At 32.8% G+C, this 12,066-nt stretch carries 9 protein-coding genes and 1 other annotated feature; of the genes, 1 reads left to right on the top strand and 8 read right to left on the bottom strand.

The features are described from left to right. Window positions 1-4 precede the first annotated feature (4 nt). From ruvX to sal(A), 8 genes are all read right to left on the bottom strand, one after another. Window positions 5-433: a Holliday junction resolvase RuvX gene (gene ruvX / locus LQ617_RS00915; RefSeq protein WP_025904238.1), complete on the bottom strand. Its 429-nt coding sequence runs from the start codon at window positions 431-433 to the stop codon at window positions 5-7. After that, entirely contained in the window at window positions 426-695 is a 270-nt protein-coding gene (locus LQ617_RS00910) for an IreB family regulatory phosphoprotein (RefSeq protein WP_037588397.1), read from the bottom strand. Before LQ617_RS00910 ends, ruvX begins: the two co-directional genes overlap by 8 nt. A gap of 67 nt (window positions 696-762) precedes the next feature. After that, window positions 763-3,393, bottom strand: coding sequence for an alanine--tRNA ligase (gene alaS, locus LQ617_RS00905; RefSeq protein WP_239739230.1), 2,631 nt, complete (start codon window positions 3,391-3,393; stop codon window positions 763-765). A gap of 43 nt (window positions 3,394-3,436) precedes the next feature. After that, window positions 3,437-3,602 (bottom strand) — a binding site (T-box leader). 39 nt (window positions 3,603-3,641) lie between these two features. Beyond that, the gene (gene recD2 / locus LQ617_RS00900; protein ID WP_206179720.1) at window positions 3,642-6,032 is read right to left on the bottom strand and encodes an SF1B family DNA helicase RecD2; all 2,391 of its coding nucleotides are present in this window, start codon (window positions 6,030-6,032) and stop codon (window positions 3,642-3,644) included. Window positions 6,033-6,034: 2 nt separating this feature from the next. Then, the gene (locus tag LQ617_RS00895; protein WP_191835641.1) at window positions 6,035-6,703 is read right to left on the bottom strand and encodes a tetratricopeptide repeat protein; all 669 of its coding nucleotides are present in this window, start codon (window positions 6,701-6,703) and stop codon (window positions 6,035-6,037) included. An 86-nt stretch (window positions 6,704-6,789) separates the two neighbouring features. After that, a complete protein-coding gene (gene mnmA, locus LQ617_RS00890) occupies window positions 6,790-7,899 on the bottom strand; it encodes a tRNA 2-thiouridine(34) synthase MnmA (RefSeq protein WP_048539659.1) in 1,110 nt (369 codons plus the stop codon). Continuing rightward, window positions 7,892-9,040 carry a cysteine desulfurase family protein gene (locus tag LQ617_RS00885; RefSeq protein ID WP_239739229.1) on the bottom strand — a complete coding sequence of 383 codons (1,149 nt, stop codon included), beginning with the start codon at window positions 9,038-9,040 and terminating at the stop codon, window positions 7,892-7,894. Before LQ617_RS00885 ends, mnmA begins: the two co-directional genes overlap by 8 nt. Window positions 9,041-9,099: 59 nt before the next feature. After that, window positions 9,100-10,725: an ABC-F type ribosomal protection protein Sal(A) gene (gene sal(A), locus LQ617_RS00880; protein ID WP_239739228.1), complete on the bottom strand. Its 1,626-nt coding sequence runs from the start codon at window positions 10,723-10,725 to the stop codon at window positions 9,100-9,102. Between the two features lie 316 nt (window positions 10,726-11,041). On the opposite strand from sal(A), the gene LQ617_RS00875 reads away from it, so the two are divergent. Next, on the top strand, window positions 11,042-12,052 hold the full coding sequence (locus LQ617_RS00875) for an LLM class flavin-dependent oxidoreductase (protein WP_239739226.1): 1,011 nt from the start codon (window positions 11,042-11,044) through the stop codon (window positions 12,050-12,052). Window positions 12,053-12,066 lie beyond the last annotated feature (14 nt).

Here is a 12,066-nt window from a genome sequence, read left to right as displayed (position 1 = left end):
TCAATTATTTAATAGAATCTAGGTAACCCTGTAATATAAATACAGCTGCCATTTTGTCTATTACTTTTTTTCTTTTCTTTCGAGAAACATCTGCTTCTAATAATGTGCGTTCAGCACCAACTGTGCTTAATCTTTCATCCCACATTACCATTTTTAATTCTGGTCTTTCTTGTTGAAGTAAATCTTTGAATTGAATGGATGCCTCTCCGCGAGGACCAATAGAATTGTTCATGTTTTTTGGCAATCCTATAATGACAGTATCAACATCATATTCATCAATGATTTTTATAAGTTGGTCAATTCCAAAATCTTCGTTTTCTTCGTTAATGCGGAGTGTATCTATACCTTGAGCTGTCCAACCCATCGCATCACTTACAGCTACACCTATTGTTTTACTACCGACGTCTAAACCTATTATCCTGTTTTTAAGCATTGAATTCATTTTCTTGCTTTAAATAGTGTGATACAAGCTCTTCCATAATATCATCTCTATCTAAACGTCTTATTTGATTTCTTGCTTCGTTGTGTCTAGGTATATAAGCTGGATCGCCAGAAAGTAAATAACCGACTATTTGATTTACTGGATTATAGCCTCTTTCTTCTAAAGTTCGATAAACATTTTGTAGTACTGTTTTGACATTTTCTTTTGGAAAATCATCATAGTTAAATTTCATAGTTTTATCAAAATTATTCATCTTTATTTACACTCCCTAACTCCATTAACTTAATATTAATTATATCATATTCTAATTACACGTAAAATTATAGCGTTTTAATGTAGTCTTTAACAAACTGTAATGCTTCTGTTACTTTAGATGGATCTGTTCCGCCACCTTGAGCCATATCAGGACGACCGCCACCTTTACCGTTTGTAATTTGAGCAGCTTCTTTAATAATGTCACCAGCTTTAACTTTATCCGTTAAATCTTTAGGTACTGAAGACACAAGTGAAACTTTACCTCCGTTGACACTAGCTAATAATAGTACCGTATCTTGCATTTTAGATTTGAAATCATCCATGATTGATCTTAATACTTTTGGATTTTCAGCTTCAACTAATTGTGAAAGTACTTTAATACCATTAATTTCTTCAACGCTATCTTCAATATTGCCTGATTTTAATTCAGTAATTGTTTTGTTCTTTTGTTGAACTTCTTTTTCTAAGTCTTTATTATGTTGTTGAATTTGTTCGATTTTTTCAATTGTTCTTGATTGGTCTTTAATTTTGACATGTTGCATAACATCTTTAAGGATTGTTTCTGTTTCTTTTAATGTTTCGTATGCTTTTCTACCTGTTACAGCTTCGATTCTTCGAACACCTGCACCTGTACCAGATTCTGAAACAATTTTGAAGATACCAATTTCACTTGTGTTACGTACGTGTATACCACCACATAACTCGATTGAGTATGATGACATTTCAACAACTCTTACAACATCACCATATTTTTCTCCGAATAATGCCATAGCGCCTTTTTCTTTAGCTTGTTCTATTGGCATTTCTTCGATTACTACAGGAATGTTTTGCCAAATTTTTTCGTTAACAATTTTTTCGATTGTTTCTAATTCTTCTTGTGTAACTTGACCAAAGTGTGAGAAGTCAAATCGTAATCTATCACTTTCAACTAATGAACCTGCTTGATTAACATGCGTACCTAAAACTTCTTTTAAAGCTGCATGTAATAAGTGAGTTGCTGAGTGGTTTTTGATAATTGATTTACGATCATCTTTATTAACAATAGCTTCTACAGTTTCACCAACATGAACTTGTCCAAATGTCACATGTCCAGCATGTAAATTTTGACCATTAGGTGCTTTTATTACTTCTGTCACTTCAATTTCAAATTGATCATGACGAATGATACCTTTATCCGCTACTTGACCACCTGATACTGCATAAAATGGTGTTTCTCTTAAAATAAATTGGATGTTTTCTCCACTTTCTACTTCATCAACTAATTCACCATTAAATATAATATCTGTAATTTCTGTTTGTGCTTCTGTTACGTCATAGCCAACGAATTTACTTGGTGTATTGATGCTACCAAGTACTTCATTTTGAACTTGCATTGATTGCGTCTTTTGACGTGCAGCTCTCGCTCTTTCACGTTGTTGATGCATTTCATTTTCAAAACCTTCATTATCTATTGAAATGCCTTCTTGTGCAGTGATTTCTTCTGTTAACTCGATTGGGAAACCATACGTATCATATAATTTAAATGCATCTGATCCAGATAATACATTATCCTGTTGCTTAGCTGATGCCATCATTGTGTTTAAAATTGCTAAACCTTCTTCAAGTGTTTCATGGAACCGTTCTTCTTCAGATTTTACAACTTTTTTAATGAAGTCACTTTGCGCTTTAACATTTGGATAATAAGGTTCCATAATATCTGCTACGATATCAACTAATTTATATAAGAATGGCTCGTTAATATTAAGTGATTGACTGAAACGAACAGCTCTTCTTAGTAATCTTCTTAATACATATCCTCTACCTTCATTTGCAGGTAACGCACCGTCACCAATCGCAAAACTGATCGTTCTAATATGGTCTGAAATAACTTTAAATGCGATATCTTGTTCTTTATTCTCTAAGTATTTTAATCCACTAACCGCTTCAACTTGTTCAATAATTGGAATAAATAAATCTGTATCATAGTTCGTTGGCACATCTTGAGAAATAGATGTCATACGCTCAAGACCCATACCTGTATCAATATTTTGATTTGGAAGTGGCGTATAAGTATGGTCAGCATTATGGTTAAATTCACTAAATACTAGATTCCACACTTCTAAATAACGTTCATTTTCTCCACCTGGATACATTTCTTCAGCTGGATCTTCTTTCCCGTATGTGTCGCCTCTGTCGTAGAATATTTCAGTATTAGGTCCAGAAGGTCCTTCACCGATATCCCAGAAGTTACCTTCGATTCTAATAATTCTACTTTCTTCAAGACCAATCAAATCATGCCATAAATCATATGCTTCTGTATCTTCAGGATGAATCGTTACATATAATTTCTCTGGATCCATTGCCATCCATTTATCACTCGTTAAAAATTCCCAAGCATATTCAATTGCTTCACGTTTAAAGTAATCACCAATTGAAAAGTTTCCTAACATTTCAAAGAATGTATGGTGTCTTGCAGTAAAACCAACATTTTCAATATCATTTGTTCTAATTGCTTTTTGAGCATTTACAATTTTAGGATTTTTAGGGATTTCTCGACCATCAAAATATTTTTTTAAAGTCGCAACACCTGAGTTTATCCATAATAAAGTATCGTCATCAATTGGCACTAGAGGTGCAGATGGTTCAACCATATGTCCTTTTTCAACAAAAAAGTCAATATACATTTGTCTGATTTCACTAGCTTTTAATTTTTTCATTGTCTTCACTCCTCAATTAAAATAAAAAACGTCCATCCTCTAAAAAAGGGACGAACGTATCGCGGTACCACCCTAGTTATGACTATAAGTCATCACTTTAAGTTTATTAAACTTTTATAAAAGAAGTAGCGTTCAATAATCATTGTCATGTTTCTCACCAGCCAACATGTCTCTTAAACAATCAATTATTTACTCGGTTTCTTTTTTGTATTCTATTTGATTATAATCACTCGATTTTTAGATGTCAATTATTTCATAAAATCATATGGTGTTTTATTATTCATATTAATCATTGGATCTATTTCAAACATATTATCTTCAGTTAAAATAATATGTTTCGTTTGAATAGATTCTGTTTCAGACTCCGTATCTTCTTCAACATCAGTATCGAAATACATTTTTAATTTCGTATCAAACGATGTCATTCTCTCATGACCTAGCGTTTGAATACCTTGGTTAAAGGCTTGTTCTTCACCGCACACAACAAGCGACTGTTTCGCACGTGTAAGTCCGGTATATAGAATGTTCTTTTGTAACATTCTAAAGTATTGTCTGACAATAGGCATGATGACTATCGGGAATTCTGACCCTTGTGATTTATGAATTGAACAACAATAAGCATGTGTAATTTCTGATAAATCTTGTTTAGTGTATGTTATGTCATTCCCTTCATAATCTACAATGACGACATCTTTGCCAAGTGCATTTTCTTCTGCTTTATAAACACCCGTCACTACACCAATATCACCATTAAATACATTATCATCTGGACGATTAATAAGTTGAAGTACTTTATCATTTTCACGATATTCTATATCACCATATTGAAGGAATCTTGTATCTTCATCTTTCGGATTTAAAATATCTTGCAATAATTCATTTAATTTATTAATACCAGCTGGTCCACGGTATATTGGGGCTAGCACTTGAATATCTTGCATATTATACCCTTTATTTACGGCACCTTGTACGACCTTTTCTACGACTGTCGCAATTTGATTACTACTGCACGGAATAAATGAGCGGTCGTGATGTTTTTCATTGATAGAAACAGGCAATCCATTTTTTATTTTATGCGCTAAATCTATGATAGATGATCCTTCTTGTTGTCTATATACTTCTGTTAAGTTCACTCTCGGTATAACTTTAGAATCAATCAAATCTTTAAAAATCTGACCTGGACCAACAGATGGTAATTGATCTTCATCCCCTACAAATATGATTTGGGCATAATCAGGAACTGCTCTTAAAAATTGGTACATTAACCATGTATCTACCATAGACATTTCATCTAGAATGATTAAATGAGCATGAATATCATTATCTAACACATCATCCGGTTGCGTATCTTTACTCCATCCAATTAATCTATGAATTGTCATCGCTTCTAGTCCAGTTGATTCACTTAAACGCTTTGCTGCACGTCCAGTCGGTGCTGCTAATACAATTGGAAAATCTGTTCCTTCTTGATAATCATCATAATTCAAACTCACACCATGTATTTCAGAATACAACTCACAAATGCCTCGAATAACGGTTGTTTTACCTGTTCCAGGTCCACCTGTTAAAAGCATCATTTTATGATTAATGGCTGTTTCTAACGCTAATTTTTGACCATCTGCATATGAAACATCATTCATATCTTCAATTTGTCCGATATGTAATTGAAGGTCACTTTTCTCAATTTCTTTAAGTTCATCTTGATGTTGATAAAGTCTATGAATGATTTGCACACTTTTCGCTTCTGAATAATAAAGTGAAGGTAAAAAACAATTATCATTTTCGATAATAAGTTTATTTTCTTCACTCATTTCTATAATGACACCATTTATTTGATCTTTAGTTACAACTTCAGGTTGATTATGATTTAACAATTCATATGCACCGTTAACCAATATATCAACAGGTAAAAATGTGTGACCATTCTGTAATGATTGCTGATCTAAAAAGTAACTCACACCCGCTACAAGTCGATCATGATGATCTTTAGATATCCCAACTTGTTCAGCTATTTGGTCAGCTCTTTGAAAACCTATACCATTTATATCCATCACTAAACGATAAGGAGATTGTTTAATAATATTAAGTGTTTCATCTTTATAAAATTGATAAATTGCCATCGCGAGTTTCGGTCCGAATCCAAGTTCATTAAGTTTAATCATAATGCGTTCAATGGCTTGATTTTCACGTATGGATTCTGCAATCGTGTCTCTTTTTTGCTTATTGAGTTTAGGTATTTCTTTAAGGACATCCGGGTCATCTATAATTTTCTGAAGTGCATCTTCACCAAGTTTGTCCACGATTGTTTCTGCTGTTTTCTTACCAATACCTTTAAATAAATCACTCGATAAGTAATGGATAACACCTTGTTTCGTTTGTGGCAATTCTTTTTCAAATGTTTCAGCTTGTAGTTGTTTACCGTATTTCGGATGGTTTGTCACTTTACCTTTGAAAAGGTACGTTTCTCCTTCAACTATTTGAGGTAAGTAACCAACAATTGTGACTTCTTGATCAAAATCTTCATTTGAATCCATCACATCGACTTTAATAACGGTATAATAGTTATCACTATTTTGAAAAAGAATTCTAATAACTTCACCTTTTACATGTGAAAGATCAAATAAAGATAAGTTTTCCAATGTTAGTCCTCCTCTTCTAATAATTGTTCAAACATGTTGATAGCATGACCACTTAATAAATGATCTGGTTGAATGTCGACCGCTTTTCTAAAATAAACAAGTGCTTCTTCAGCATTTTCATTTTTCATATATTTAGCCAATCCTAAATTGTATAATGCGTCTACATGTTTAGAATCTTTTTCTAATACTTTTTCTAGTTGTACAATGGCCTCATCGAACATTTCTAATTGGCATAATGTTAATCCGTATTGGAATCCAATTTCTACATCATCTTCATTTAGCTCATGAGCTCTCATTACATACGGTATAGCTTCAGTATGTGCACCTAATTCGTTGAAACTCATTCCTAACATAAAATTAGTATCTGCATCATTAAGCCCTCTTTTAATCGCATGTTGATATAATTTAATCGCTTCTTCAAAGCGCTGTTGGTTGTAGTATAAATTTGCAAGACTATAATAAGCACCACCATGACTTTCGTTTACAGTAATGGCTTTTTGAAAGAATTTCTCAGCTCTTTCAATATCATTTGCTTCTGCTAATATTGTCCCTGCGTTGATATAATTGGTTACTTCTTTTGGATCTTCTTCTATATTTTCAAATAAATGCGACAATGCTTCGTCGAATTTTTTATTTTGAATTAATTTAACAATTTGTTCTTCACTATGCATGTTGTGACTCCTTTAAATATCATTACTTGCTATTATAACAAAAATAAAAATAGACTGAGACATAAATTTATCTCAGTCTATATATTTTATACCATATAATCTAATTGCTTTTCTGTTTTGTAAACTTCATCGATTGTTGCGCCACCTAAACAAACTTCACCGTCATATAATACGACAGCTTGACCAGGTGTAATTGCACGCACTGGTTCATCAAATATTACTTTAATTTGATTGTCAGAAATTTTTTCTACAGTTACTTGCGTATCTTTTTGTCTATATCTGAATTTGGCTGAACATTTCACCGGTTGTGAAAAATCAAGATCATTCACAAATGAAATATCAGAAGCGATTAAATAGTCACTATATAATGCTTCATGATGGAAACCTTGTTCAACATATAGGATGTTTTCTTTTAGGTTTTTACCGACTACAAACCAAGGATCTCCGTCTCCACCAATACCAAGACCGTGTCTTTGGCCAATTGTATAATACATTAAGCCACTATGTTCACCCATGTCAACACCGTCTAATGTTTGCATTTTACCGTTTTGTGCAGGTAAATATTGAGATAAGAATGTTTTAAAGTTTTTCTCACCAATAAAACAAATACCAGTAGAATCTTTCTTTTTAGCAGTTGCTAAGTTTTGTTCTTCAGCAATTCTTCTTACTTCACTTTTTTCTAATTCACCAATTGGGAACATCACTTTAGATAATTGATCTTTTGTAAGTTGATTTAAGAAATAAGTTTGGTCTTTGTTGTTATCAACACCACGTAGCATTTCAACTTTATCACCATCACGATTAACACGTGCGTAATGACCTGTAGCAACATAGTCCGCACCTAGTTTAAGTGCATGATTTAAAAATGCTTTAAATTTAATTTCTTTATTACACATTACATCTGGGTTAGGTGTTCTACCTTTTTTATATTCGTCTAAGAAATACGTAAATACTTTATCCCAATATTCTTGTTCAAAGTTAACTGCATAATAAGGTATATCTAATTGGTTACATACTTCGATGACATCATTATAGTCTTCAGTAGCTGTACATACACCATTTTCGTCTGTGTCATCCCAATTTTTCATAAAAATTCCAACTACATCATAGCCTTGTTCTTTTAATATATGTGCAGTTACCGAGCTATCTACGCCCCCGCTCATCCCAACGACAACGCGGGTAGATTGATTATTCATTTTCTTCCTCCTTAAATTGTTGATATATTTTCATTATCGTACTTACGATATAATTAATTTCTTCTTCAGTCGTTAATGAGCTGAAACTAAATCTTACAGATTGCTTCACTCTATTATCTTCACCGAACATCGCTTCTAGAACGTGAGATGGTAATGTTGAACCGGCTGTACATGCAGATCCACTTGAAACATATATATTTGCCATATCTAGTAACGTTAACATCATTTCAACTTCAATAAATGGGAAATATAAATTTGTAATATGACCAGTCGTATCTGTCATACTACCATTCAATTCAAACGGTATTGCACGTTGTTGTAAACCTACAATGAGCTTTTCTTTTAAGTTCATTAAATGAATATTACTTTCATTCATATGTTCATAAGCGTCTTTCAGCGCTGTTGCCATACCACATATATATGGAACATTCTCTGTACCTGCTCTTCGCTTTACTTCTTGTTTGCCACCTTGTATAAACGTTTCGAACTGAACACCTTGTTTTACCAACAATGCACCTATTCCTTTTGGTCCGCCAAATTTATGCGCAGTTATGCTTAACATATCAACTGGCATTTCATCGAATTCTATTGGCATATGACCGATAGCTTGAACAGCATCAACATGAAATACGATATCCGTATTCTCTATGACTTCCGCAATATCATACATAGGTTGAACTGTGCCGACTTCATTATTCACTAACATAATTGACACTAATGTCGTATCAGGTCGGATTGCTTGTCTCAAAGCATCAATATCGACAATACCTTCTGAATTTACATCTATATACGAAACATCGAAACCTTCACGTTCAAGTTCTTCAAAGACATGCAATACAGAATGATGCTCTATTCTACTCGTTATAATATGTTGACCTATATGTTTTCGTTTTCGTGCTATACCTTTTATTGCTGTATTATTAGACTCTGTTGCCCCACTTGTAAAAATAACTTCTTGAGGCTTTGCACCTAATAATGTAGCAATCTCTCGTCTTGATTGATCTAAATACTTTCTGCCGTCTCTCCCAATTGAATGAATAGATGACGGGTTTCCAAAGTGTTCAGATAATATTTCTGTTATTTTTTCAGTTACAACGGGCTTAACTGGAGTAGTTGCTGCATAATCTGCATATACTTTCATGTTGAACGTCCTTTCTTAGTTTTCAATGTACCTATTCTAGCACCATTTTTATGAAAAGACTAGAACTCTGTTTCACGATTTCTTTCATCTGTATATTGTTCTAATTCTTTTAATTGATGTTTCATAGATTCTGTATTAATTGGATCTTTAACTTGAACATTTTCATGCGTCATTTGATGATTTTTGATCGTCCATATTTGGTCTTTAATTTGTGATTTAAAATAATCATCATGAGATACAATAAGGACCGAACCTTGAAATGATTGTATTAATTTGATGATTTTTTCTTGCATGCCAATATCAAAATAGTTTGTTGGCTCATCTAAAATCATAATATGAGGATTTGAAAAATATAATTTCACAAATTGTAACCTACACTTTTCACCCATCGACAATGTTTCAACGACATCATTTATTCTATCTTTATCAAAATAAAAGCTTGCTAAAATGGTTCTAGCATCTGCTTCTTTCATTTCAGGAATTTCTAATATTTCATCTATGACAGTATGATGCATATTTAAGTTTTCAAAATCTTGAGAGAAATATCCAATTTCTAATTCTGGATGAACAGTTATATCACCTTTAGTCGGCTCGAGTTCACCGAGTATCAATTTAATTAAAGTTGATTTTCCTGTTCCATTTCTGCCTTCTATAATCACATTTTGATTTCGCTTAATATAGAATGATACATCTTCGAATATCTTCCTATTATCATATGCAAACGACACATGGTTAAATTGAACTAAATAATGTGATTTAAAATCATGATGTTGTATTGAGAAAGCTTTCTCTTTTTTATTTGGATTAGCGATGTGCTCTTGATCAAGTTTACGATTTAATTGTTGTTCTTTTGATTTGAATCGTTTCGCTAACTTACTTAATTGTTTTTGTTGATACGGGTTTCGCACAGAAGCACTTTGTTCTGCTTTTTGATACCACGCTTTATATTTTTTGATCGTTTCTTCAATAGCCGCTTGATCTTTTTGTTGCTTTTCATATTGTAGCTTTAATGTTTCATGCTCTATATCTTTTTGTTGTTTGTATTTATCGTATTTACCGATATATTTCTTAGCACCATCAGGACTCAATTCTAATATAGCATCTGGTGTTTCATTTAAGAATGTTCTGTCATGAGATACAAATAATATAGCACGTTGTTCTTGTTTAAATGCCTTCGTCAACCATTCCTTCATTTCTAAATCCATATGATTTGTTGGTTCATCGATTAATAATAACGATGCCTTAGACATTTTCACTTTTAAAAATGATACTTTTGTCTGTTCTCCACCACTTAAAGTAGAAATTTTCTGTTCTAATTGTTCCTCTTTTATTCCGAGCTTTTTTGCTTCTGTTACGATTTCTCCTTCTATAAGGTATCCATCTAACTCAATATATTTATTAATCATATCAGTATGATTAAGTTGCGATCTAACCTTGGCGATTTCTGGGTAAGATTCAATTATATAATCCATAACTGTCCAATCATAATAAGGTGTTAAATCTTGTTCCATCATCGCTGAATCAACTGTTTGATCTTGGTGAATCACTTTTAATAATGTAGACTTTCCAACACCATTAACACCAACGATTGCTAAATGTTCATGGTCCTCTATTGAAAAAGTCAACTCGGGTATCAATACTTTATGTTCAACTTCTAATGCTTTTTCTTCAAATAAAAATAGCATAATGTAGCCTCCTATACCCATGTATTACACATGAAGACGCACCATTACACTATTCTCAGTTGTAACGGCAACATCATATTATAGACATACTTATCCAATCATCATTGTGCAACACAATGGTTTTTTTACGTTATTTACTATTAGCGCAAAAAATTATTGGATATCCATGCCTATTGTTGATGCCACCTCTCTGTAAATTTGCATTAATTATAACTTTTAGTTACATATTAGTCAAATGTTGTTGAGCAATTAAATAGTACAACATAAATACAGTTGATATACTTCCAATATATAATTATGTAAGGAGCGTCACAAAATGAAATCAAAATTCCCAGTTTCTGCATTAAATCTTGTTCCACTTAGAAAAGGTGAAACGGAACAAGATGCTATTAAGAATATGGTATCACTTGCTCAAAATGTAGAAAAATTAGGCTATGAACGTTACTGGATTGCAGAACATCATAATGCACCAAATTTAGTAAGTTCTGCAACTGCTTTACTCATTCAACATACACTTGAACATACAGAGTCTATTCAAGTAGGTTCAGGCGGTATCATGTTACCAAACCATGCGCCTCTTATTGTTGCTGAGCAATTTGGAACAATGGCTACAATGTTCCCTAATCGATTAAATCTTGGCTTAGGACGAGCACCAGGTACCGATATGATGACCGCTTCTGCACTAAGAAGAGATTCACATAAAGGTGTATATACATTTGGTGACGATATTAAACAATTACTACAATATTTTGGTCCTGAAGAACAACAATCATATGTAAGACCATATCCAGGTGTAGATACAAACATTCCGATTTATGTGTTAGGATCTTCAACGGACTCTGCACATTTAGCTGCTCGATTAGGTTTACCATATGTCTTTGCAGCACACTTTGCACCAGATCAAATGGCTCAAGCAATCGAAATATATAGAGACTTATTTGAGCCATCAGAATATTTAGATGAGCCATACATGACCGTTTGTTTAAATGTCATTGTCGGTGAAACAGATGAAGAAGCAACATATTTATCTTCAACTATGCACTTGATGTTCTTAAGTATTGTAAGAAATGCGCGTATGCCATTACAACCACCTACTGATCAACTTGAAAACATTTGGTCACCACAAGAAAAATATATGGCGCAATCTAAAACAAACACATCTTTCATTGGTAGTGAAGAAACTGTAAAACAACAATTGATAGATTTCCAAAACAAATACAATGTAGATGAAATTATGGCAGTGAGCTATATTTATGATTTAGATAAACAATACCAATCATATGAATCATTCAAGAAAATTGTAGATGATATATACGGGGAAGCATAAAAAAAACGATCATA

The organism is Mammaliicoccus sp. P-M59, assembly GCF_022386135.1.
Lineage (GTDB): Bacteria > Bacillota > Bacilli > Staphylococcales > Staphylococcaceae > Mammaliicoccus > Mammaliicoccus sciuri_A.
The sequence above is the reverse complement of the archived record's forward strand: the minus strand, read 5'-3'. Positions and strand labels throughout refer to the sequence as shown.